The organism is Micromonospora sp. NPDC051300, from assembly GCF_044455315.1.
GTDB classification, from domain to species: Bacteria; Actinomycetota; Actinomycetes; order Mycobacteriales; family Micromonosporaceae; genus Micromonospora; species Micromonospora robiginosa.
This window is the reverse complement of record NZ_JBITEP010000014.1, coordinates 78,082-100,289: the sequence shown is the minus strand read 5'-3', so window position 1 is coordinate 100,289 and position 22,208 is coordinate 78,082. Positions and strand designations below refer to the sequence as shown.

The following is a 22,208-nucleotide window of genomic DNA, read 5'->3' as shown; positions in this document are numbered from 1 at the left end:
TCCGCGCGACGCGCCCGCCCTCGCCAGGGGGCGGGCGCGTCGTCGGGTGCGGGTCAGCGGGTGGCGAGGTAGCGGTCCTCGTTCGGCATCAGCACCCACAGGATCAGGTAGACGATCACCTGGGTGCCGGGCAGCAGCAGCGACAGCAGGAACAGCAGCCGGACCATGCCTGCGGACATGCCGAACCGCTTGGCGAGGCCGGCGCAGACACCGGCGAGCATGCGCCCCTCACGGGGCCGGACCAGTTTGCGACTCATCGTCGTCTCCCACTTCTGCGGCGATCCGCCGCGCTGATTCCACGGTAGAGAGGGGTGCGCGTCGCGCCCTCGGCCCCGAGGAGGATCGGCGACCCGGGCACCCGTAGGTGCTTACCCCGGAGCACCCGCACCGACGCACCCGCGTGGGGTCGCCGGCTCGGATGCCCTACAGGTTGTTCGTGTAGAAGCTGGTGAGGCGGTCGACGGCGGCGTCGACGTATTCGGGTTCGTCGTACATCTCGTAGTGGCCGGCGCCGTCGATCACCATGAGGTCGACCGGGTTGGGGGCCAGCTTCCACAGCCGCATGCCGGCGTCGTGGGAGCCGGTGTTGCCGACGCGTCCGGCGAGGATGACCTGGAGTGGCTGGGTCATGAGCCGATCGGCCAGGTGGAACGCGTCGTAGCCCAGCAGGAGGGAGTCGCTGCGCAGGAGGCGCCGGTTCGTGGAGTGTTCGCTACGGCCGCGCCCGGTGCGGTAGTAGGTGACGGCCTGAATGGTGTCGATGTCGGTCAGGCCCGCTGCGGCGGCGTCCTCCAGAGTGTCGGGCAGGAGAGTGTCGGGCAGCCAGTTCACGCGGGTCGTCTCGCCGGAGCGGGCCTCTTCGGTCCGCGCGTCCGCGAGGGCGTCGAGCGCCGCGGCCGGCCCGTCGGGGGTGAAGCCGCGGAACGCCGTGCCGATGTCGACGGGGACGACCGTGCCGACCGCCTTGATCCGGTGGTCCGTGCGGGCGGTGTGCACGGCGTAGCCGCCACCGGCACAGATGCCGAGGACGCCGACGCGCCGCGGGTCGATGCCGGGGGTCGTGGTGAGCACGTCCAGGGCGTAGGAGATGTCCTCACCTCGGCGGTAGGGGTCTTCGAGGTCGCGGGGCTCGCCCTCGCTCCGGCCCTGGTGGGCGGGGTCGAGGACGAGCGCGGCGATGCCGCCGGCGGCGAGACGGGAGGCGTAGTTGGCGCCGATCTGCTCCTTCACGCTGCTGCCCGGGGTGGAGAGCACCACGGCGCGCAGCGGTGCGCCGCTGTCGGCGTCGTCGGGCAGGTGCAGGTCCGCGGCGAGGCTGATGGGACCGCGCGGGATGGTGAGGTGCGTGAGCATGCCTGGCTTCCTCCGTGAGATTATGTTCCATAGGAGTCCAGTACAAGACGACATGTTGTACGAGATGGAACTAGTACGAAACTGTACCACGTGACGGAGGGGTGGCATGTCGGTCGACGGGGCGCAGCTGTGGACGCTGAACCAGCGGCTGCTGGGCGTGGTGATGGATGCCTGCACGGGGGAGCTGGCCGAGGCCGGGTTGGAGACGAAGGAGTTCTTCGTCCTGGCCGAGGTGGAGGCGTCGCCGTACCCGGCCGAGATCGCGACGGCACTGCTGCTGCCCAAGGCGAGCGTGACGGTCTACGTCCGCAACCTCGTCGCCAAGGGGTTCATCCGGCGCGAGATCGACGACGCGGACCTGCGGCGTCACCGGCTCGTGCTGACCGCTGAGGGCACCGCGGCGCGGGATCGTGCACTCGCCGCCCTCGCGGCGGAGTACGACCGCCGGCTGGCGAGGATCACCCCGCGGGACCGCACCGAGCTGCGGCGCATCCTTCAGGAGATGCTCACGCCCGCATGAGTCACCGGGAGCCGGGCGTGGGGCGGGGTCGGGGCGGGTATTGAGCTGGGCGGGTAGGCTCGCCGGTCGGCGCCTCCACCCTTGGCGCCGGCCGTCCGACCCTGGACAGGGGGCGCGGCATCGCACCGGTTCGGAACCGCACAACGGGGACGACGGCGAGGAAAGTGCAGCCATGATCAGTGTTTTCGACCTCTTCAGCGTCGGTATCGGGCCGTCCAGCTCGCACACCGTCGGGCCGATGCGGGCCGCCCGTACGTTCGTGGGTGGCCTGAAGGCCGACGGGCAGCTCGCCGACGTGGCCCGGGTGCAGGCGGAGCTGTTCGGCTCGCTGGGTGCGACCGGGCACGGCCACGGCAGCGACCGGGCGGTGCTGTTGGGGCTGGAGGGCGAGGCCCCGGAGACGGTCGACACCGACGGCGTCGGGTCACGGGTGGCGCGGATCCGGGACGAGCGGCGACTCCGCCTGCTCGGCAGCCAGGAGATCGACTTCGACCCGGACCGTGACCTGGTGCTGCACCGTCGCCGCTCGTTGCCGTACCACCCGAACGGGATGACGTTCGCGGCCTTCGACGCGGCCGGTAACGAGGTACGCACGCGCACCTACTACTCGGTCGGCGGCGGGTTCGTGGTGGACGAGGCGGCGGCCGGGGCGGACCGGATCAAGCCGGACGCCACCCGGGTCCGGTATCCGTTCCTGACCGGCGCGGACCTGCTCCGGGTCACCACGGAGACCGGGCTGTCGATCAGCGAGGTGATGCTCGCCAACGAGCTGTCCTGGCGCAGCGAGGCGGACGTGCGGGCGGGGCTGCTGCACATCTGGCAGGTGATGCGGGAGTGCGTGGAGAACGGCTGCACCCGCGACGGCGTACTCCCGGGTGGGTTGAAGGTCCGCCGCCGCGCGGCCGAGCTGCGCCGCGGCCTGGAGGCGGAGAACGGCGCGGACGACCCGCTGCGCGCGATGGACTGGGTGACGCTGTTCGCGCTGGCGGTCAACGAGGAGAACGCGGCCGGCGGGCGGGTGGTCACCGCGCCGACCAACGGGGCCGCCGGGATCATCCCGGCCGTGCTGCACTACTACACGCGGTTCGTGCCGGGCGCCTCCGACGAGGGGGTGGTCCGGTTCCTGCTGGCGGCCGGCGCGATCGGGGTGCTGTTCAAGGAGAACGCCTCGATCTCCGGGGCCGAGGTCGGCTGCCAGGGCGAGGTCGGTTCGGCGTGCTCGATGGCGGCGGCCGGGCTGGCGGAGGCGCTGGGCGGCATGCCGGAGCAGGTGGAGAACGCCGCCGAGATCGGCATGGAGCACAACCTGGGGCTCACCTGCGACCCGGTGGGCGGGCTGGTGCAGATCCCGTGCATCGAGCGCAACGCGGTGGCGAGCATCAAGGCGATCACCGCGGCGCGGCTGGCGTTGCGCGGCGACGGGGTGCACCACGTGTCGCTGGACAAGGTCATCAAGACCATGCGGGAGACCGGCGCGGACATGAAGGTCAAGTACAAGGAGACGGCGCGGGGCGGCCTCGCGGTCAACGTGATCGAGTGCTGACCCCGTTGGGGTGATCCGCCGGCCGTCGGCCGCCGCACCCGGTGGGCACGGGGCCACGATGGTGCGGTGACGTCCGGCGTCGCGGCGCTCTGGTCGGCCCGCACCTCGCTGCGCATCCTCATCCGGCGGGATCTCGCGGTGAAGTACCAGCAGTCGGTGCTGGGCTACCTCTGGTCGCTCATCGAACCCCTCGGCATGGGCCTGATCTACTGGTTCGTCTTCGGGGTGCTCTACTCCGGGGCGACCCGGCGGCACCTGGGCGAGGCGGCCGGCTCGTACCCGCTGTTCCTGATCACCGGGATCTTCGCCTGGATGTGGGCCAGTTCGGCGTTGACCGAGGCGGCCGGCGCGCTCACCGGGCAGGCCCGGCTGATCACCACGATGAACCTGCCCCGGCCGATCTTCCCGATCGGTCGGGTCGCCGGCCGCTTCGCCGAGTATCTGGCCGGCCTGCCGATCCTGGCCGCCATCGCGGCGCTCTACGCGGCCCAGGGGAAGATCCACCCGGGGTGGAGCCTGCTCGCCCTGCCGCTGGCCGTGACCGTGCAGTTCGTGCTGCTGGTGGGCCTGGCACTGCTGCTGTCGGCGGGCAACGTGCTGATGCGCGACATCGAGCGGATCATGCGGTTGGCGATCCGGCTGCTGTTCTACGCGACCCCGATCATCTATCCGTTCAACCTGGTCCGGGACTCCGGGATGCCGGGCTGGCTCAAGGTCGCGTACGAGCTGAACCCGTTGGTGGGGATCTTCCAGTTGCACCACGCGGTCTGGTATCCGGACGAGTTCCCGGACGCCCGGCTGCTCACCATCACAGTGCTGGGCAGCCTGCTGGTGCTGGCGTTCGGCTGGTGGTCGTTCCGCCGCCTCGAACCGTCCGTGCTGAAGGAACTCTGAGTGGCGCCGATCATCGAGGCGGACGGGCTGGGCATCCGGTTCGTCCGGAACCGGCGTCGGCAGCTCCGGCTGCGGGAGCTGATCGTGCACCGGGGTGCGCGGGACCCGGACGCCGGCCGGTTCTGGCCGCTGCGCGACCTGTCGTTCCGGATCGAGCCGGGCGAGACGGTGGGCGTGGTGGGGCGCAACGGCACCGGCAAGAGCACGCTGCTGCGGCTGATCGCCGGCGTGCTCATTCCGGACGAGGGCACCATCTCGGTGCACGGGCGGGTGGCGCCGCTGCTGGAGCTGTCCGCCGGGTTCTCCGGGGATCTGACCGGCCGGGAGAACCTCTATCTGGTGGGCGGGCTGCACGGGCTCTCCTCCGGCTACCTGCGCCGGCACTTCGACGAGATCGTCTCGTTCGCCGGTGAGCAGGTGGAACGCGCCATCGACACGTCGGTGCGGCACTACTCGTCGGGGATGAAGGTGCGCCTGGGGTTCGCGGTGATCGCGCACCTGCCGCACCCGGTGCTGTTGGTGGACGAGGTGACCGCGGTCGGGGACGCGGAGTTCCGTGCGAAGTGCTATGCGACCATCGAGCGACTTCTCGCGGAAGGGCGCACGCTGGTGCTGGTGTCACACAACGACAAGGACCTCACCCGGTTCTGTCGTCGGGGGCTCTACCTCGACGCCGGACGGTTGACGGTCGACGGGACGATCGACGAGGCACTGCGGGCCTACGCCGACGCGGCGCAGCGGTGACGCTCGCGATCGTGCTCGCCGCCGGGCCGGCGGCGGGCCGGCTCACCGAGCCGTCGAGCACGCCGGCCGAGCCGGCTCCGGGTCGACCCGACGGGGAATCGCCCACCGAACGCCTGGCCGCGCAGTGGCGCCGGGCCGGGGCGGACGACGTGCGCGTCGCCGCCGACCTGGCCGAGCTGGCCGACCTGGTGGCCGGCGCGACCGGCCCGGTGCTGGTCAGCGGCGTCGACCTGGTGGCGCACACGGCCGTACTCCGGCATCTCGCGACCAGCCCGGTGGGGCCGACGGTGGCGCTGGTGCTCACCGATCCGCCGGCCGCCGGGCAGGCGACGGTGCGGGAGGAGCGCGGCCAGGTGGTCGCGGTCGGCGACGACGCGGACGCGACAGGCGTGTTCGGCGGCGCGCTGCGGGTCGGCGCGGCCGACCTGCCGGCCCTCGCCGACGCCGCCCGCGCGGCAGCGGCCGAGGGGCAGCTCGGCGCGGTGGACCGGCTGGTCGCCGAACTCGCCGCCCGGGGGCCGCTGATCTTCGCCCATCGGGTACGCCTGCTGGTGGCGCACCGGGTCGGTGACGCGGCCGGGCGGGCCGCCGCCGAGGCGGCGGTGGCGGCGGTCGACGAGGACCGGGCCGAGCTGCGGCTGTCGGTGAAGGAGCGGGACGACTTCTTCACCACGTTCTTCGTCAGCACCTGGTCCCCGCACGTCGCGAAGGCCGCCGCCCGGATCGGGTTGGGCCCGAGCGGGGTGACGCTGTTCTCGGTGCTGTTCGCGGTGGCGGCGGCGGTGCTGTTCGGCGTCGGCGGCCGGCCCGCGCTGGTGGCCGGCGCGGTGCTGCTCTACCTGGGTTTCGTGCTCGACTGCGTGGACGGGCAGGTGGCCCGCTACACCAGGCACTTCAGCGCCTGGGGCGGCTGGCTGGACACGATGGCGGACCGGTTCAAGGAGTACGTCGTCTACGCCGGGCTCGGCTTCGGGGCGACGCACGCCGGGTTCCGCTACGGGTGGGCGCTGGCGTTGGCCGCGATGACGTTGCAGACCGTGCGGCACATGACCGACACCTGGTACGGCGCGCTGCACGACGAGGCCGCGCGCCGGCCGAAGGTGGTCACCGGCGACGCGGGCGGGCTGGGCGGCAGGCTGAACGCCGCCTCGACGCGGGTGCAGGCGGACACCGGCTCGGTGTCGTACTGGCTGAAGCGGACCGTGGTGTTCCCGATCGGCGAGCGGTGGGCGTTGATCGCGGTGGCCGCCGCGCTGTTCGGGCCGCTGGTGGCGCTCTGCGCGGTGCTGGTCTGGGGCACGTTGGCGTTCGCGTACACCGGGGCGTTGCGGACGCTGCGGGCCCGCTGGATGCGGGTGCCGGTGCTGACCACTGTCGACGCCGGCCTGCACCGCGACGACGGCCTGCTGACCGGGACGCTGCCGACGACCCGCCGGCCGCTGGTGACGGCGCTGGTGGGCGCGCTCGCGGCGGCGGGGCTGCTGGTCTGGGCGCTGTTAGCCGTGCACGGCGGGCGTGAGCTGCCCGGCTGGGGCGTGATCGTCGCGATGGTGCTGCTGCTGGGCGCGGCGCAGGGTTCCCGGGCGCCGCACGCGGGGGCGCTGGACTGGCTGGTGCCGGCCGCGTTGCGGGCCGCCGAGTATCTGTTCGCCATCGCGGTCGGGGTGGCCGGGCGGGCGCCGGCCTGGCTGATCTTCGCCTACGTGCTGGTGCTGACGCTGCACCACTACGACCTGACCGCGCGGCTGGAGAAGCGGCAGGCGGCCCCGCCGCTGCACGCCGCCACGCTGGGCTGGGAGGGGCGTTCCCTGCTGCTGGCAATCGGGCTGGTCGCCGGAATTGTGAGTATCACTCTGGCTACACTCGGTGCGTACCTTTTTGTGGTTTTCGTCGCGAGCGTGATCCTCGCCTGGGTGGTCCTGCCGGCCCGCGCCCGTGGGGGTGCCACCTCGCCGGGCTGACGGAGGGCGGGCCGGGATGACGCTGATCAGCTTCGTCGTGCCGGCCTACCGGGTGCAGGGTTACCTGCGGGAATGCCTCGACTCGATCCTCGACCAGCCGTTCGGCGACGTCGAGGTGATCGGGGTGGACGACGCCTCGCCGGACGACAGCGGCGAGATCCTGGCCGAGTACGCGGCGCGCGACAGCCGGGTCCGCCCGGTCCGGCTCGCCGAGAACGTCGGGCTCGGTCCGGCCCGCAACATCGGGCTGGACCGGGCCGTCGGCGAGTACGTGTGGTTCGTCGACGGCGACGACTGGCTGGTGCCCGGCTGCCTGCCGCACGTCGCGGACCGGCTCCGGGACACCCGCCCGGACGTGCTGATCGTGGACCACGTCCGGGCGCACTGGAACAACGTCGGCACCCGCAGCGCCATGCGCGACGTGTTCCCCCGCCCACCCGGCCCGGAGACGTTCGCGCTGCGGGACCGGCCGGAGACGCTGAAGCTGCTGCACACCGCCTGGAACCGGGTGATCCGCCGGGAGTTCCTGGCCGAGCACGGGCTCCGCTTCGCGCCGGGCTGGTACGAGGACGTCTCGTTCAGCTATCCGGCGCTGATGGCGGCCGACCGGATCGGCGTGCTGGACCGGGTGTGCCTCAACTACCGGCAGCGCCGCACCGGGGCGATCACCCGGACCCGGGGCGACAGGCACTTCGAGGTCTTCGCCCAGTGGCACCGGGTGTTCCGGCTGATGGACCGGTGGGGCGCGGACGGGCTGCGACCGGCGGTCTTCGAGCGGATGATCTGGCACTACCTGACCGTGCTCGGCAACGGCGAGCGGATCGCGCCGGAGCTGCGGGCGCCGTTCTTCGCCCAGATGCACGCCGACTACGTGCACTTCCTGCCGCCCGGCGGCTACCCGGTCCCGCCCGGCGCGGAGGGGGTGAAGCACCGGCTGGTGGCGGCCGGCCGGTGGCGGACGTTCAGCGCGTTGCGCGAGGTCCACCAGGTGCGGGACGCCGCGCGGGGGACGGCCGGGCGGGTCCGGCGGCGGGCGGCGCCGGCGGTGCGGCGGACCGCCCGGCGGGCCCGGGACACCCTGCTGCACGAGTACTACCGGGCCGAGCTGCACCGCCCGATCGACCCGACGCTGGCGGTCTACGCGGCCTACTGGTACCGGGGCTACTCCTGCAACCCGGCCGCGATCTACGAGGCCGCCCGCCGGCTCGCCCCGCAGGTGCGCGGCGTCTGGATCGTCCGCCGCGACCGGGTGGCCACGCTGCCGCCGGGCGTGGAGTACGTCGTCGCCGGTACCCGCGAGTACCACCGGGTGCTGGCCCGCGCGCACTGGCTGGTCAACAACGTGAACTTCCCGGACTTCGTGCGCAAGCGCCCCGGCTCGGTGCACGTGCAGACCCACCACGGCACGCCGGTGAAGGTGATGGGGCTGGACCAGCAGCGCTACCCGGTGGGCGCGATGGGGATGAACTTCGCCGCGCTGCTGCGCCGGGTGGACCGCTGGGACTACAGCATCACCTCGAACAGCTTCTCCACCCAGATGTGGGAGCGGGCGTACCCGGCCGACCACACCACGCTGGAGGTCGGCTATCCGCGTAACGACCGGCTGGCCCGGGCCACCGCCGACGAGGGCCGCCAGGTCCGCGCCGCGCTGGGCATCGGGCCCGACGAGTACGTGGTGCTCTACGCGCCGACGCACCGGGAGCACCTGCCCGGCTGGCGACCCCCGTTCGACCCGGACCGGATGCGCGCCGCGTTGGGCCCGGCCGGGCGGTTGCTGATGCGCAGCCACTACTTCCACGACCGGGACCGCCGGCCACGCGGGCCGGCGGCCGGCGGCGTGTTGGACGTCAGCGCGTACGACCGGGTGGAGGACCTCTATCTCGCCGCGGACGTGCTGGTCACCGACTATTCCTCGGCGATGTTCGACTACGGGGTGCTGGACCGGCCGATCGTCGTCTACGCGCCGGACTGGGACGCCTATCGGGTGGCCCGGGGCGTCTACCTCGACCTGTTGGCGGAGCCGCCGGGGGCGGTGGCGGTGGACTTCCCCGGCCTGCTCGACCTGTTCCGCTCCGGTGCGGTGGACGACGAGGCGGCCGGGCGGGCGCGTGCCGCGTTCCGGGCCCGCTTCTGCGCGCTGGACGACGGGTACGCCGCCGAGCGGGTGGTGCGCCGGGTGTTCCTCGGCGAAAACCCCTAAAAGTGGTTACTGGTTGGTCACTTAACCGTGGAGCCCGGCGAATACCGCTTAATAGGACTGTCACGAGCCGAACATGGCACGTTTACCCGATGTGCGAATCGAATGATCCTGGTCACAGTCATTCCCGGGTTCGGGCGAGCGACTGGGGAGGTGACGGTGACCACCGTCGCGCTCAAGGATGTCACCAAGGTGTTCCAGGACGGAACGATCGCGGTCGACACCATCAATCTGGACGTCAACGACGGCGAGTTCATGGTCCTGCTGGGCCCCTCGGGGTGCGGCAAGTCGACCGTGCTGCGGATGGTGGCCGGGCTGGAGGATCCGACCTCCGGCGCGGTCATGCTCGGCGGTGAGCTGGCCAACGACCTGCCGCCGAGGGACCGGAAGATCGCCATGGTCTTCCAGGACTTCGCGCTCTATCCGCACATGACCGTCGGCGACAACATCGGGTTCCCGCTGCGACTCTCCGGCATCGAGCCCGGGCCGCGCGGCGAGCGCATCCAGGACGTGGCCGGCGCGCTCGGCATCGGCGACGTGCTGGCGCGCAAGCCGAGCCAGCTCTCCGGCGGCCAGCGGCAGCGGGTCGCCATGGGGCGGGCGATAGTCCGCCGGCCCGGCCTGTTCCTGATGGACGAGCCGCTCTCCAACCTGGACAGCGGGCTGCGCGCCGAGCTGCGGGCGGAGATCTCCGCGCTCACCCGGGAGCTGGGCGTCACCACCATCTACGTCACCCACGACCAGGCCGAGGCGCTGACCATGGCCGACCGGGTGGCCATCATGCGCAAGGGCGTGCTCCAGGACGTAGGCACCCCCACCCAGGTGTACGGGCGGCCGGCCACGCTCTACGTCGCCGCGTTCCTGGGCAGCCCCCGGATGAACCTGCTGGAGGCGTCGGTCTACGTCCACCTCGACCGCTACGTCGCGCTGAACCTCGGCGAGCAGGCGCTCTACCTGCCCTGGGACGACATCCGCAGCCGCGCGGTGGCGCACTACCACGGCGAGCGGATCGTGGTCGGGCTGCGCGCCGAGGCGCTCACCCCGGTCGCTCCGGACACCGCCGGCGACGTGCTGCACGGCCGGATCCGCTACCTGGAGCACCACGGCCACGAGTCGCTGGCCTTCCTCGACATCGGCGCCACCGCGATCGTGGTCGACGAGATGGGCACCCCGGTCGAGCGGACCGCCCCCGGCCAGCGCAGCCTGCGCCGCTTCGGCCAGGTGGTGCAGCGGCTCACCGGCCGCTCCGGCTCGCCCGAGGCGGCCGCCGCGCCGTCGTCGAACGGTAACGGTGGCGGCGGCAACCGCACCAGCGTGCTGCCCGACCCGGGCCGGCACCACCGCCGCCCGGCCGAGCTGGCGGTGCGACTGGCGCCCTATCCGCAGGTGGCGTCCGGGCACCCGCTCGCGGTGCAGGTGCGAATGGACGCGCTGCACTTCTTCGACGAGCGCGGCGACCGCATCGACGTCGGCTGGAGATGAAAGGCGGGGCCCCCTGTTAACGCATTCCGCATAGGAGGGGGCCCCTGTTAACGCTCGTCGGGCGGTGACGCGACAGGTGGCCGGCGGTACGGCCCCCACGCGACGAAGCGGGTGAACATGTCGGTGGGGGAGGGCGCGCCGGCCGGGTTCAGCCGATAGAGGTCGCGCGTCGCCTCGTAGAGCAGCCCGCACAGGTAGATGGACAGGCTGACCGGGTTGTCCTCGTACTCGGTGCGGAGCAGGAGGCGGGCGGTCGAGCAGGGCCACGGCTGGCCGCACGCCCGGCAGCACCACATCGGACGCAGCGGCGTGTGCGGCGCGGCGTGCAGCGGGTACGGCCGTGGGCGGTCCGCCGTCGGTCCGTCCGGCGGTTGGCTCATCACGGGTGCTCCTGTCCTTGGCGGGTTACGGACGAATTCGGCTTCGTTGCGTGACAGTGTCGTCACGGCGTGGCTAGGGTCGGAAGGCGTTCCGCCCCCACCGTCCGGGCCGTCCGACCGGCCGACGTCCGTGTGCAGCCGTGTGCAGAGGTGTGCAGATGATCCGTGTGCCGTTGTGGGAACTCTTCGCCGGTGAGCTGCGGCGACTCCGCACCGAGGCGGGGCTGACCCAGGAGGCGCTTGCCGAGCGGGTGAGCTATTCGGCCTCGCTGGTGGCGGCCGTCGAGCAGTGCCGCCGCGCGCCGCGCGCCGAGTTCACCGAGCGCTGCGACGAGGTGCTCGACGGCGGCGGCCTGCTGGTCCGCATCCGCGACGCGCTGGTGCAGGAGGCGCTGATGCCGTGGTTCCGCGAGTGGGTGGCCATCGAGCAGGAGGCAGCCGCGCTCCGCAGCTACCAGCCGCTGGTGGTCCCCGGCCTCTTGCAGACCGAGGAGTACGTCCGCGCGCTGCACGAGGGCGCGAGCCCGCTCGTCGGTGAGGCGCTGGAACAGCAGGTGGGTGCCCGGCTCGCCCGGCAGGCGGTGCTGGACCGGCCCGCACCGCCGCAGTTCGTGGCGGTGCTCGACCACTCGGTGCTGACCCGTCCGGTCGGCGGACCGAAGGTGATGCGGGAGCAGTTGGCGCACCTGATCGAGGTGGGCCGGCGGCCTCGGGTGCACCTGCATCTAGTGCCGGAAACGGTGGGTGCCTATCCGGGGCTCAACGGCGCGTTCGTGCTCGCCACCCCGGCAGACGGTGACGACGTGGGCTATCTCGACAACCAGTTGCACGGCTCCATCGTGGAGCGGACAGCGGACGTAAACTCGCTGCGGCAGACCTGGGAGTCCGTCCGCGCGGAGGCGATGCCGCACGGGGCGACCCTGGCGGCGATCTCGGAGGCGGCGAAACGATGGAGCTGACCGGCGCGACCTGGCGCAAGAGCACCCGCAGCAGCGGCAACTCCGGCGACTGCGTCGAGGTGGCGGACAACCTGCCCGGCGTGGTCGGGGTCCGCGACAGCAAGGACCGGCAGGGGCCGGCGCTGACGTTCACGCCGGCGAGCTGGGCGGCGTTCGTCGCGCACACCAAGCGCTCCTGACCACCGGTCGAGCCGTCGCTCGGCCATGCCAGCCCCGCCCGACGCCAGGAGTGAGCGCGACCGCCAAGGCGGCAACTCGCGTCCTCGCTCTACGCACGCATGACCGGCCGGGTCATGCGTTCACCGGGCCGTCGTCGGCGGAGCTGGGCCCTGGAGCCACGATCAATGGCGTGTCGCGCCGCCAGAGGGCCTCAGTTTTCCGCGGTATACCTCAGAGGCATGATTATGACCGGGAGGTATAACGCCGAAAAGTGGTCCCTTCGCCGGCAGGTGTCACGGACGTCAGCAGGAGCCCACCCGGTCGACGGGCATGATCAGGCTCGCGCTCACCGCCATCGCCAGCACGGAGGCTGCGAGCCACGGCCAGGGGTTCCGGGACCGGCCCGATCCACCTGTCAGGGCGAGGGCGAGGGACAGCACCGCCGCCAGAAGCATCGCCACGAGCAGCCAGAAGGTGAGGATCCTCGCCTGTTGGAAGTGATCGGCCGACTCGTTCGGGCAGGGCGCCGTCGGCGCCGCGAACGGCAGGAAACCGGCGCAGGCGAAGAGGACGAGCAGTGCCGACAGCACGGTGACCAGCACCGTCGCCGCCCTGGCCGTACGGGATCGCATCAACCGGAGCGTAGGGATCGGAGATCTCCGCTGTGACACGGCCACGCAACGGCCTGGTGCCGGCGCCTCCGGCCTCGGCCCGGGTCACGCGCCGCGGCGCAGCTCACGCAGCACGCCGTGCCGGCGCAGCGCCCAGGCGAGACGCCGGGCGCTCGGATGCCGCACGAACAGCACCACCCCACGACGGATCATGCCGAACCGGTTCTCGCTCATCTGGTCGTCGACCGCCCGCCAGATCAACCCGCGCACGTCGGCGCTGTCGAGCGCGGCCCGCACTTCACGGCGTACCTCCGGGTCCTCGGTCGCCGAGGTGATCGCGGCGGCCCGGCCCGGGCGGTCCGCGAGTGGTTCCACCGCCGCCGCGACGAGTGGCCGGCGTACCGCGTCCCGCTCCAGCAGCAGCAACACGGCCTCCCGGATCTCGACCGTGTCCAGGCCGGACCGCAGCAGGTCCAGCAGGCTGCGTTCGACCTCGCGTTCGTGATCCGGGTCGGCCAGCGTGGCCAGGAGCACCGTTATCTCGTCGAGGTCGATGAGGTGTCGCAGCCCGTCACGGAACTCCGGCGACTCCCACGCCACCCGCAGACCGGTGACGAGATTGCGGTTCATGAGCCGTCCGCTACCCGGAGGCGAGGGCCGGCGAAACGCCCGGCCGCTTGCCCCGGAAGTTACCGGCGAGTAGCGTTCGGGCATGTCCATCGACTCTCGGCAGGTGGCGGCCGGTCTCCTCGAAGCGGTGCCGTTCGCCCGTACCCTCGGAATCGACGTCGTGGAGGTCGCGCCGGAAGCCGCCGGCGGCGTCCGGGCCGTGGTCCGGCTCCCCGACGACCCGGCGCACCACAACCACGTGGGCGGGCCGCACGCCGGCGCCATGTTCACGTTGGGCGAGACCGCCTCCGGCGCGGTGGTGCTGGCCGCGTTCGGGCAGGTGCTCGACCGGGCCGTACCGCTGGCCGTGACCGCGACCATCGGCTACCGCAGGGTGGCGATGGGGCCGGTGCTGGCCACCGCCCGGCTCGGCCGCCCGCCGGCCGACGTGCTGGCCGAGCTGGACGCCGGGCAGCGGCCCGAGTTCCCGGTCGAGGTGGAGATCGGCACCGAGGACGGCACCGTCACCTCGACACTCACCGTCACCTGGACGCTGCGCCCGAACCGCTGAGACCCGAATCGGGTTTGCCCGGTGACCCGCCTGGATAGATTCAGGCAATGCTGGGCCTACCCGCGCACGTGACCGCGTGTCTCTTCGATCTGGACGGCGTGCTCACGCAGACCGCCAAGGTGCACAACGCGGCCTGGGCGGAGACGTTCGACGCGTTCCTGCGACGCCGGTCGACCGAGACCGGCGAGCCGTTCCGCCCGTTCGACCCCGGACCGGACTACAACCGGTACGTGGACGGAAAACCACGCGCCGACGGGGTGCGCTCGTTCCTCGCCTCGCGCGGCATCACGCTGCCCGAGGGCACCCCCGACGACCCGCCGGACGCGGACACCGTCAACGGCGTCGGCAACCGCAAGAACGTCGTCCTGCTCCAACGGATCGAACACGACGGGGTCGAGGTCTACGACGGCTCGGTGCGCTACCTGGAGGCCGCCACCCGGGCCGGGCTGCGCCGGGCGGTGGTGTCGGCAAGCGCCAACTGCGAGGCCGTGGTGCACGCCGCCGGGCTGGACCGCTGGCTGGAGGCCCGCGTCGACGGCGTGGTCGCCCGCAAGCGCGGGTTGCAGGGCAAGCCGCACCCGGACACGTTCCTGGAGGGCGCCCGGATGCTCGGCGTCGAACCGGCGAACGCCGCCGTCTTCGAGGACGCGCTCGCCGGGGTGGCCGCCGGGAAGGCCGGCGGCTTCGGCTACGTGATCGGCGTCGACCGGGTCGGCCAGGCCGACGAGCTGCGCGCGCACGGCGCCGACGTGGTGGTCACCGACCTGGACGACCTGCTGACCACGGAGCCGGCCGCATGATCCGGGAACGGTCCTATCCGGTCGAGCCGTGGCACGTCCGCGAGGTGCGACTCGACATGGACGTGCTGGCCCAGTCCGAGTCGGTCTTCGCGCTGTCCAACGGCCACATCGGGCTGCGCGGCAACCTCGACGAGGGTGAGCCGCACGGCCTGCCCGGCACCTACCTGAACTCGTTCTACGAGCTGCGCCCGCTGCCGTACGCGGAGGCCGGCTTCGGTTTCCCCGAGTCCGGGCAGACCATCGTCAACGTCACCAACGGCAAGCTGATCCGGCTGCTCGTCGACGACGAACCGCTCGACGTCCGCTACGGCGAGCTGATCGACCACGAGCGGGTCCTCGACCTGCGCGCCGGCACGCTCCAGCGGGAGGTGCACTGGCGGTCCCCGGCCGGCCGCGAGGTCAAGGTCCGCAGCACCCGGCTGGTGTCGTTCACCCACCGCTCGGTCGCGATGATCAACTACGAGGTGGAGGCGGTCGACGGACCCATTCGGCTGATCCTCCAGTCCGAGCTGGTGGCGAACGAGTCGCTGCCGCCGCAGAGCCGCGACCCCCGCGTCGCCGCCGTCCTCGAATCGCCGCTGCTCGCCGAGGAGGAGCTGACCACCGACGACGGCGGCCTGCTCATCCACCGCACCAAGGTCAGCGGCCTGCGGGTCGCCGCCGCGATGGGCCACGACGTGCACGGCCCGGAACGCACCACCATCGAGTCCGAGGGCTACCAGGACTGGGTCCGCACCACCATCGGCTGCGTGCTCAAGCCCGGCGAGAAGCTGCGGGTGGTCAAGTACCTGACGTACGGCTGGTCCAGCCGCCGGTCGCTGCCGGCGCTGCGCGACCAGGTCGGCGCCGCGCTGTCCTCCGCTCGCCTCGACGGCTGGGACGGCATGCGCCGCGCGCAACGCGAATACCTGGACACCTTCTGGGACGCCGCAGACGTGCGCGTCGAGGGCGACCCGGAGGTGCAGCAGGCGGTCCGGTTCGGCCTCTACCACGTGCTCCAGGCCGGCGCCCGCGCGGAACGGCGGCCCATCTCCGCCAAGGGCCTCACCGGCCCCGGGTACGACGGGCACGCGTTCTGGGACACCGAGATGTTCGTCCTGCCGGTGCTCACCTACACCCAGCCCGGCGCGGTGAAGGACGCCCTCCAGTGGCGCTACGACACCCTGGCCCAGGCGCAGGAACGGGCCCGCACCCTCAACCTGGAGGGCGCCGCGTTCCCGTGGCGCACCATCGAGGGACCCGAGTCGTCGGCATACTGGCCGGCCGGCACCGCCGCGTTCCACATCGCCGCCGACATCGCCGACGCGCTGCGCCGCTACGTGCTGGTCACCGGCGACGAGGCGCTGGAGCGGGAGATCGGGCTGGAACTGCTCGTCGAGACCGCCCGGCTGTGGCGCTCGCTCGGCCACCACGACCGCGCCGGCCGGTTCCACATCGACGGGGTGACCGGCCCCGACGAATACACCGCGGTGAAGAACGACAACGTCTACACCAACCTGATGGCGCAGCGGAACCTGTTCACCGCCGCCGACCTCGCGATGCGCTACCGCGACCAGGCGTTCGACCTCGGCGTCACCGAGGAGGAGGCGGCCGCCTGGCGGGACGCCGCACAGGACATGCACGTCCCGTACGACTCCGAGATCGACGTGCACGAGCAGGTGGAGGGCTTCACCCGGTTGCAGGAGTGGGACTTCGAGCACACGCCGCCGGAGAAGTACCCGCTGCTGCTGCACTACCCGTACTTCGACCTGTATCGCAAGCAGGTGGTGAAGCAGGCCGACCTGGTGCTCGCCATGCACTGGCGCGGGGACGCGTTCAGCGCCGCCGAGAAGCTGCGCAACTTCACCTACTACGAGCGGCGTACCGTCCGCGACTCGTCGCTGAGCGCCTGCACCCAGGCGGTGCTCGCGGCCGAGGTGGGCTTCCCCGAGCTGGCCCACCGCTATCTGCGCGAGGCCGCGCTGATGGACCTGCACGACCTCAACGAGAACACCCGCGACGGTGTGCACATGGCGTCGCTGGCCGGCGCGTGGATCGCGCTGGTCGCCGGCTTCGGCGGGCTGCGCGACCACGACGGGACGCTGTCCTTCGCGCCCCGGCTCTCCAGCCGGCTCAGCCGCCTGGAGTTCTCGTTGCAGTGGCGGTCGATGCGGTTGCGCGTCGACGTCCGGCCGCACCAGACGACGTACTCGCTGCGCAACGGCGGGCCGGACACGGTCCTGGACCTGCTGCACCACGGCGAGCCACTACGGGTCACCTGCGCGCAGCCGGTCACCGTGCCGGTGCCGCAGGCCCACCCGTCCGGGCCGCAGCCGGAGCAGCCGCCGGGCCGGGCACCGCTGATGCACCTGCCGGAGCACGCCGGCTGAGGCCGGGCGGTCCCGCCCCGGCGGGCGGGACCGCGCGGTCCGCGTACCTCAGAACTGGGGTCCGTTGGACGGACGTCCGCCCGGGTCGCGCGGCGCGACCGCCCGGGGGTCCTCGGGGGTACGCGCCGACGCGGCGCGGTCGGCCCAGTCCGGCGAGCGTTCCAACTCCTGTTCGCGCCGTTTCTGGTCGGTCGGTTCCTGCTCCCGCGTCCTGTCCTTCTTCGCCATCGTCAGAACCTCGCGATCGGTCGGGGTCCGTGGTCACCCCGCGCGTTCCCGTCGGAGATGGGGCTCAACCGTCCAGGTGGCCGGCGAAGCTCTGCCGCAGGTGGTTCTTGGGCCGCGAGCCGACGGTCGAGCCGACCACCGCGCCGCCCTTGAACACGAGCAGCGTCGGCGCGGACATGACCTGGTAGGCGCGGGTGGTCACCGGGTTCTCGTCGGTGTTCAGCGTGACGAAGCGGATCGCGTCGCCGAACTCCTCGGCCAGCTCGGTCAGGTGCTTCGACACCACCCGGCAGGGCGGGCACCACTCGGCCCAGAAGTCGACCACGACCGGCCGGCCGGCGGCCAGCACCTCGGCCGCGAACGTGGCGTCGGTGACCGGGCTCAGCGTGCCGGTCCGCGTGTCCTGAGGCATGTTTCCTCCCGTTGGGCGATCGCGCGGGCGAGTTGGTCGTGCAGCCGGCGGCGGACCGAGCCGAGGCGGTCCAGGTAGTCGTCCACCTCGGCGAGCTTGCGCCGCAGCACCGCCACCGAGTCGGGGCAGACGTCGCCGGAGTCGTGCCCGGCCCGCAGGCAGGCGACGAACGGGCGGATGTCGTCCAGCCCGAAGCCGATCGCCAGCAGTGAGCGGATCTCGTGCACGACGCGGAGTTCCGCCTCGTCGTAGACCCGGTAGCCGTTGGCGGACCGACCCGGCCGGACCAGCCCGTGGGTCTCGTAGTAGCGCAGTGTCCGGGTGCTCGTGCCGGCCCGCCGCGCCAACTCCCCGATCCGCATCCCCGCCTCCCGCCCCCGTCCCTGTCCCACGCCCGACGCTAAACCTTGCCGCCGACGTCAACGCAACCCCGCGCCCTCCCTGCGCCCCTTTCTGCGTCGATCATGAAGTTGGCTTGCTGGGGGAGCGCTCTCCCGGCAGTCAACTTCATGATCGAGGGGGTGGTGGGTATGCGGGCGGCGGAGGTAAGGGGCGTGCGTGAGGTTTCGGTGCCGGTGGTGGACGGCGGGCTGGTCGGGGACGTGGTCGTGCCGTCGGGGGCGGTCGGGGTGGTGTTGTTCGCGCACGGGAGCGGCAGCTCGCGGCACAGCCCGCGAAACGTGGCCGTGGCACGCGCGCTCGGCGCGCGGGGACTGGGCACCGTGCTCGTCGACCTGCTGACCGTCGACGAGGAGGCGCGCGACGAGGTCACCGCCGAGCTGCGCTTCGACATCGCGATGCTTGCCGAGCGGCTCGCCGGCATCGTCGACTGGATGGCCGCCGACCCGGAGCTGGGCCGGTTGCCGGTCGGCCTCTTCGGCGCCAGCACCGGCGCGGCCGCCGCGCTTGTCGCCGCCGCGACCCGACCCGAGCGGGTGGGCGCGGTGGTGTCCCGGGGCGGGCGTCCGGACCTGGCCGGCAGCTCACTGACGGCGGTACGCGCACCGACGCTGCTGCTCGTCGGCGGCCTGGACGAGCAGGTGATCACGCTGAACCAGCAGGCCGCCGACGCGCTGGGCGAGGTGGCGGACCTGCGGATCGTGCCCGGCGCCACCCACCTGTTCGAGGAGCCCGGCACCCTGGAACAGGTGGCCGACCAGGCCGGCGCCTGGTTCGTCAGCCACCTGCGCCAGCCGCATCCCGCCTGAGCGCGGGCGGCTCAGGCGGCCTCGGCGGGGGAGGCGGTCTGGTGTCGCTGCACGGTGTCCAGCACCCGCCAGAGCACCGCCGCGATCGGCACCGAGACGAACGCGCCGGCGACGCCGGCCACCAGCGTGCCGGCGGTGACCACGACCAGGATGACGGCCGGGTGGAGCTGCACCTGGCGGCGCATCACCAGCGGCTCCAGGAGATTGCCCTCGATCTGCTGCACGGCGATCACCGCGGCCAGCGTGAGCAGCGCGGTGGTGGGGCCGTTGGCGGCCAGCGCGACGAGCACCGCCACCGCCCCGGCGACGGTGGCGCCGATGATCGGCACGAACCCGCCGAGGAACGTGATCAGGGCGAGCGGCAGGGCCAGCGGAACACGCAGCACGACAAGCGCCAACCCGATGCCGATGGCGTCGATCGCCGCGATGATCATCGTGCCCCGGCTGTACGCGCCGAGCGTCCGCCAGCCCGCCCGGCCCGCCGCGGCGGTCACGTCGCGACGCGGCCCGGTCAGCCGCCGCAGCACCCAGTGCCACATCGACCGGCCGTCCTTGAGCAGGAAGAAGAGCAGCACCAGGCCGAGCAGGAGCGCGCCGGCCACCTCGGCGGCCTTCTGCGCGCCGGCCACCGGGTCGGGCGCGCTGCCGCTGAACCCCTGGCGGATCTGCTCCACCAGCTTGTCGAGCTGCTGGTCGGTCACCGGCAGGGTGGAGGTGACGAACTCGCGGCTGCGTTGCAGGCCCTCGTCGAGCTGCTGGCTCAACTCACCGAACTGGCTCGCGGTGAGATTCCAGACCAGCACCCCGGCACCGACAAGCACCCCGAGCAGCAGCAGGACGGTGAGCAACGCGGCGAGCGCGGCCGGCACCCGGAGCCGGCGCAACCGCACCAGCACCGGATCGAGCAGCGCGGTGAGGAACAGCGTGCCGGCCAGCGCCACGGCCAGCGGGGCCAACAGCACCGCCACCTGCCCGAGCAGCCACAGCCCGGCGGCCACCACCAGCAGGCACGCGCTCCAGGTGACCGCCGTACGCACCGGCCAGGGCAGCCCCGCCCAGGTCTGCCGGGGCCCCGGATGCGCCACCGTGCCGGTCCGCGCGTCCGGCAACGCGGCGTCCGACCGCGCCTCACCGGGCCGCGCGTCGTCGGGCCCTGCCTCGGTGGGCCGTGCGTCGTCCGGTCGCGCCGGATCGCGCCCCGCCGCGTCGTCTCGGGCCGGGTCGGGCCTGCCAGCGTCCACGTCGCCTCCTCGATCGTGGCCGTTGGTACCCGACGCGGGGGAATCCGACACCCGGGCCGTCATCGCCCGCCCGGTGTTTGCGCCCCCGGCCGTAGGGAAGGCTTTCAACGTACCGAAGGGAGATGCGACATGGGTGACTTCATGGACAAGGCCAAGGACTTCGCGGACAAGCACGACGAGCAGGTCGACAAGGGTCTCGACAAGGCCGGCGACATGGCCGACCAGCGCACCGGCGGCAAGTACGACAACCAGATCGACAAGGGCGTCGACATGGCGCAGCAACGCACCGGCGAGGGCGACACCGCCCGCTGACCTCCGCACGCCGACGGGCCGGCCCCTCGGTGGGGGCCGGCCCGTCCGGTTAGGTGGGTCAGGAACTGTAGCCGCGACCGGCGATCCAGTTGGCCAGCTCGGTCACGCTCATCCAGTACGTCGGCTCGTCCGGCCGGGCCGGGTCGGCGATCAGCACCCGGTTGCCGTCGTCCTGGTAGCGCACCACGGTCAGGTAGTGGCCGGGGTAGTAGTGCTCCACCCCGTCGACGTCCCGGGCGCCGCCCAGGATGTTCGCCACCACCGGCCGGTCGGCGTCCACGGCGGCGCGGACGTCCGCCCGCAGCCGCTCCACCTGCGCACGGGTGGCCACCTCGTCGCGGATCTCGGTGGTCTTGTACTTGCCGCCGGTGTACTCGTTGAGCACCCGGGTGACGTCGATCGCCGAGTCGGTGCCGCTCTCGGTGGTGCCCAGCTTGGCGGCCAACTCGTCCTGGCTGACGTCCTTGCCCTCGGCCGAGAGCGCGATCCGGGTCGAGGCCGGCCCGCAGTAGAAGAAGTTCGGCTGCGCCTGGTACTCGTAGTCGGCGCTGCGGTCACCCTTGCCCTTGACCGGCGCGGCGTGGGCGGCCACGGCCGGCCCGGCGACGGTGCTGCCGGCGGCGGCCAGGCCGGCGACGGAGAGCAGGCACCTACGGATGATCGGGTTCATGCGGGGCTCCATTCGGGGGTCGGCGCTCCGTGCGGAGACGCGGCACCTTCACTGGCGCTCGGCGTGCTCCAGGGTGCAACCGCCCTGCTGGTGGGCCCATTCCGGGGGTGAGCGGCACCACCGCCAGGGAACCGGACAGACGGCTCAGTCGGGCAGATTGCCCAGCAGGCGACTCACCGCGATCTCCAGGACCACCCGCTCCGGGTTCGGGCGCGGCGGGCGGTAACGGGCGGCGTACCACCGCTCGGCCTCGGCCACCGACTCGGGGTCGCGGCGCACCACCGCCAGGCCCTCCACGGTCAGCCACCAGCGGCCGTCGACCTGGCACACCGCGACAGGCGTGCCCGCCGGCCCGGCGGCGGCCACGTGCCGGGCCTTCGCCGACCCACCCGAGGTGATCACACGGGCCAGCCCCGCCTCCGGGTCGAAGGTCACCCCGACCGGCACCACGTGCGGGGTGCCGTCGGCGCGCACCGTGGTCAGCGTGGCCAGGTGCCGGTCGGCGAAGAAGCGGGCCACCCGCCCGTCGCGCAGGTCCAACCGGTGATCGCCGGGCATGCCGTCTCCTCGCTCGCCGTGCGGCTGTCGCGCTGATGATCCGTCATCGACGGGGCGCGCCACCCGGCGGGGCGGCGGGCAGGGACGTGGCCGGGGTGTCCCGGGTGAGGCGTTGCGCCGCCCGGTGCTTGGCGGCCAGCCGACCCAGGTAGAACAAGGCGCCGGCCAGCACGCCCATGTCGTCCAGGTAGATCGGGTCGGGCAGCAGGTCCACCGGCAGGATCGTGTAGATCAGCGCGCCGTAGAACGCGACCTTGCCGCCGGCGCCGAGCGCGCCGAGCATCCGCCGGGTGCGGACCACACGGATCGCGAGCAGCACCGCCCCGACCAGCGTCGCCACCGCGACGACGGCGGCGAGACCGACGAGCAACCAGGATTCACGGGACACGGCACCACGCTAGCCGAGCCCGGCCATCGCCGCCGGACG

At 72.6% G+C, this 22,208-nt stretch carries 26 protein-coding genes; 14 read left to right on the top strand and 12 right to left on the bottom strand.

Annotated elements, in window-relative coordinates; all coding sequences use genetic code 11:
* Nucleotides 1-53: 53 nt before the first annotated feature.
* Nucleotides 54-257, bottom strand: a complete 204-nt coding sequence (locus tag ACIA5A_RS17665) for a PspC domain-containing protein (protein WP_181571422.1) — start codon at nt 255-257, stop codon at nt 54-56.
* A 166-nt stretch (nt 258-423) separates the two neighbouring features.
* On the bottom strand, nt 424-1,353 hold the full coding sequence (locus ACIA5A_RS17660; protein WP_396762953.1) for an alpha/beta hydrolase: 930 nt from the start codon (nt 1,351-1,353) through the stop codon (nt 424-426).
* Nucleotides 1,354-1,459: 106 nt separating this feature from the next.
* Between ACIA5A_RS17660 and ACIA5A_RS17655 the strand changes: the two genes are divergently transcribed.
* The 7 genes from ACIA5A_RS17655 to ACIA5A_RS17625 all read left to right on the top strand — a co-directional run bounded on the left by ACIA5A_RS17655 (nt 1,460) and on the right by ACIA5A_RS17625 (nt 10,694).
* On the top strand, nt 1,460-1,873 hold the full coding sequence (locus ACIA5A_RS17655; RefSeq protein WP_396762951.1) for a MarR family winged helix-turn-helix transcriptional regulator: 414 nt from the start codon (nt 1,460-1,462) through the stop codon (nt 1,871-1,873).
* 172 nt (nt 1,874-2,045) lie between these two features.
* Nucleotides 2,046-3,416, top strand: a complete 1,371-nt coding sequence (locus tag ACIA5A_RS17650) for an L-serine ammonia-lyase (protein ID WP_396762948.1) — start codon at nt 2,046-2,048, stop codon at nt 3,414-3,416.
* Between the two features lie 66 nt (nt 3,417-3,482).
* Nucleotides 3,483-4,310 carry an ABC transporter permease gene (locus ACIA5A_RS17645; RefSeq protein WP_396762945.1) on the top strand — a complete coding sequence of 276 codons (828 nt, stop codon included), beginning with the start codon at nt 3,483-3,485 and terminating at the stop codon, nt 4,308-4,310.
* Nucleotides 4,311-5,054, top strand: a complete 744-nt coding sequence (locus ACIA5A_RS17640) for an ABC transporter ATP-binding protein (RefSeq protein ID WP_396762942.1) — start codon at nt 4,311-4,313, stop codon at nt 5,052-5,054.
* Between the two features lie 113 nt (nt 5,055-5,167).
* Nucleotides 5,168-7,015: a DUF5941 domain-containing protein gene (locus ACIA5A_RS17635; protein ID WP_396763098.1), complete on the top strand. Its 1,848-nt coding sequence runs from the start codon at nt 5,168-5,170 to the stop codon at nt 7,013-7,015.
* Between the two features lie 16 nt (nt 7,016-7,031).
* Entirely contained in the window at nt 7,032-9,215 is a 2,184-nt protein-coding gene (locus ACIA5A_RS17630) for a CDP-glycerol glycerophosphotransferase family protein (RefSeq protein ID WP_396762939.1), read from the top strand.
* 156 nt (nt 9,216-9,371) lie between these two features.
* The gene (locus ACIA5A_RS17625; protein WP_396762936.1) at nt 9,372-10,694 is read left to right on the top strand and encodes an ABC transporter ATP-binding protein; all 1,323 of its coding nucleotides are present in this window, start codon (nt 9,372-9,374) and stop codon (nt 10,692-10,694) included.
* A gap of 47 nt (nt 10,695-10,741) precedes the next feature.
* On the opposite strand, the gene ACIA5A_RS17620 is transcribed toward ACIA5A_RS17625, so the two are convergent.
* The gene (locus ACIA5A_RS17620; protein ID WP_396762933.1) at nt 10,742-11,074 is read right to left on the bottom strand and encodes a hypothetical protein; all 333 of its coding nucleotides are present in this window, start codon (nt 11,072-11,074) and stop codon (nt 10,742-10,744) included.
* Nucleotides 11,075-11,232: 158 nt separating this feature from the next.
* Between ACIA5A_RS17620 and ACIA5A_RS17615 the strand changes: the two genes are divergently transcribed.
* Both ACIA5A_RS17615 and ACIA5A_RS17610 read left to right on the top strand, forming a co-directional pair.
* Entirely contained in the window at nt 11,233-12,033 is an 801-nt protein-coding gene (locus ACIA5A_RS17615; protein ID WP_396762932.1) for a Scr1 family TA system antitoxin-like transcriptional regulator, read from the top strand.
* On the top strand, nt 12,024-12,212 hold the full coding sequence (locus ACIA5A_RS17610) for a DUF397 domain-containing protein (protein ID WP_396762929.1): 189 nt from the start codon (nt 12,024-12,026) through the stop codon (nt 12,210-12,212). Before ACIA5A_RS17615 ends, ACIA5A_RS17610 begins: the two co-directional genes overlap by 10 nt.
* Before the next feature lie 282 nt (nt 12,213-12,494).
* Here ACIA5A_RS17610 and ACIA5A_RS17605 read toward each other — a convergent pair whose 3' ends face one another.
* Nucleotides 12,495-12,824: a hypothetical protein gene (locus tag ACIA5A_RS17605; protein ID WP_396762926.1), complete on the bottom strand. Its 330-nt coding sequence runs from the start codon at nt 12,822-12,824 to the stop codon at nt 12,495-12,497.
* An 84-nt stretch (nt 12,825-12,908) separates the two neighbouring features.
* On the bottom strand, nt 12,909-13,433 hold the full coding sequence (locus tag ACIA5A_RS17600; protein ID WP_396762924.1) for a hypothetical protein: 525 nt from the start codon (nt 13,431-13,433) through the stop codon (nt 12,909-12,911).
* An 82-nt stretch (nt 13,434-13,515) separates the two neighbouring features.
* Between ACIA5A_RS17600 and ACIA5A_RS17595 the strand changes: the two genes are divergently transcribed.
* The 3 genes from ACIA5A_RS17595 to ACIA5A_RS17585 are packed head-to-tail and all read left to right on the top strand — an operon-like array spanning nt 13,516 to nt 17,152.
* The gene (locus ACIA5A_RS17595) at nt 13,516-13,983 is read left to right on the top strand and encodes a DUF4442 domain-containing protein (RefSeq protein WP_396762921.1); all 468 of its coding nucleotides are present in this window, start codon (nt 13,516-13,518) and stop codon (nt 13,981-13,983) included.
* 47 nt (nt 13,984-14,030) lie between these two features.
* Nucleotides 14,031-14,783 carry a beta-phosphoglucomutase family hydrolase gene (locus tag ACIA5A_RS17590; protein WP_396762919.1) on the top strand — a complete coding sequence of 251 codons (753 nt, stop codon included), beginning with the start codon at nt 14,031-14,033 and terminating at the stop codon, nt 14,781-14,783.
* Nucleotides 14,780-17,152 (top strand): glycoside hydrolase family 65 protein, encoded by a 2,373-nt coding sequence (locus ACIA5A_RS17585; RefSeq protein ID WP_396762916.1) that lies wholly within the window; start codon nt 14,780-14,782, stop codon nt 17,150-17,152. The genes ACIA5A_RS17590 and ACIA5A_RS17585 overlap by 4 nt, the downstream gene beginning before the upstream one ends.
* Before the next feature lie 48 nt (nt 17,153-17,200).
* On the opposite strand, the gene ACIA5A_RS17580 is transcribed toward ACIA5A_RS17585, so the two are convergent.
* The 3 genes from ACIA5A_RS17580 to ACIA5A_RS17570 form a co-directional block, all read right to left on the bottom strand.
* Nucleotides 17,201-17,380 carry a hypothetical protein gene (locus ACIA5A_RS17580; RefSeq protein ID WP_091062591.1) on the bottom strand — a complete coding sequence of 60 codons (180 nt, stop codon included), beginning with the start codon at nt 17,378-17,380 and terminating at the stop codon, nt 17,201-17,203.
* Nucleotides 17,381-17,444: 64 nt separating this feature from the next.
* Nucleotides 17,445-17,792, bottom strand: coding sequence for a thioredoxin family protein (locus tag ACIA5A_RS17575; protein WP_396762913.1), 348 nt, complete (start codon nt 17,790-17,792; stop codon nt 17,445-17,447).
* A complete protein-coding gene (locus ACIA5A_RS17570; RefSeq protein WP_278108135.1) occupies nt 17,762-18,154 on the bottom strand; it encodes a MerR family transcriptional regulator in 393 nt (130 codons plus the stop codon). Before ACIA5A_RS17570 ends, ACIA5A_RS17575 begins: the two co-directional genes overlap by 31 nt.
* A gap of 147 nt (nt 18,155-18,301) precedes the next feature.
* On the opposite strand from ACIA5A_RS17570, the gene ACIA5A_RS17565 reads away from it, so the two are divergent.
* Complete coding sequence (locus tag ACIA5A_RS17565; protein WP_396762910.1) at nt 18,302-19,000, top strand: dienelactone hydrolase family protein; 699 nt, start codon at nt 18,302-18,304, stop codon at nt 18,998-19,000.
* Between the two features lie 11 nt (nt 19,001-19,011).
* On the opposite strand, the gene ACIA5A_RS17560 is transcribed toward ACIA5A_RS17565, so the two are convergent.
* Nucleotides 19,012-20,241 (bottom strand): AI-2E family transporter, encoded by a 1,230-nt coding sequence (locus ACIA5A_RS17560; RefSeq protein ID WP_396762908.1) that lies wholly within the window; start codon nt 20,239-20,241, stop codon nt 19,012-19,014.
* 129 nt (nt 20,242-20,370) lie between these two features.
* Here ACIA5A_RS17560 and ACIA5A_RS17555 point away from each other — a divergent pair, with 129 nt between their 5' ends.
* On the top strand, nt 20,371-20,553 hold the full coding sequence (locus ACIA5A_RS17555; protein WP_396762905.1) for an antitoxin: 183 nt from the start codon (nt 20,371-20,373) through the stop codon (nt 20,551-20,553).
* A gap of 58 nt (nt 20,554-20,611) precedes the next feature.
* On the opposite strand, the gene ACIA5A_RS17550 is transcribed toward ACIA5A_RS17555, so the two are convergent.
* The 3 genes from ACIA5A_RS17550 to ACIA5A_RS17540 all read right to left on the bottom strand — a co-directional run bounded on the left by ACIA5A_RS17550 (nt 20,612) and on the right by ACIA5A_RS17540 (nt 22,169).
* Nucleotides 20,612-21,223 carry a C39 family peptidase gene (locus ACIA5A_RS17550; protein WP_396762902.1) on the bottom strand — a complete coding sequence of 204 codons (612 nt, stop codon included), beginning with the start codon at nt 21,221-21,223 and terminating at the stop codon, nt 20,612-20,614.
* A gap of 144 nt (nt 21,224-21,367) precedes the next feature.
* Nucleotides 21,368-21,781, bottom strand: a complete 414-nt coding sequence (locus ACIA5A_RS17545; protein WP_396762900.1) for a pyridoxamine 5'-phosphate oxidase family protein — start codon at nt 21,779-21,781, stop codon at nt 21,368-21,370.
* Between the two features lie 43 nt (nt 21,782-21,824).
* Nucleotides 21,825-22,169, bottom strand: a complete 345-nt coding sequence (locus ACIA5A_RS17540) for a hypothetical protein (RefSeq protein ID WP_396762897.1) — start codon at nt 22,167-22,169, stop codon at nt 21,825-21,827.
* Between the last annotated feature and the right edge of the window lie 39 nt (nt 22,170-22,208).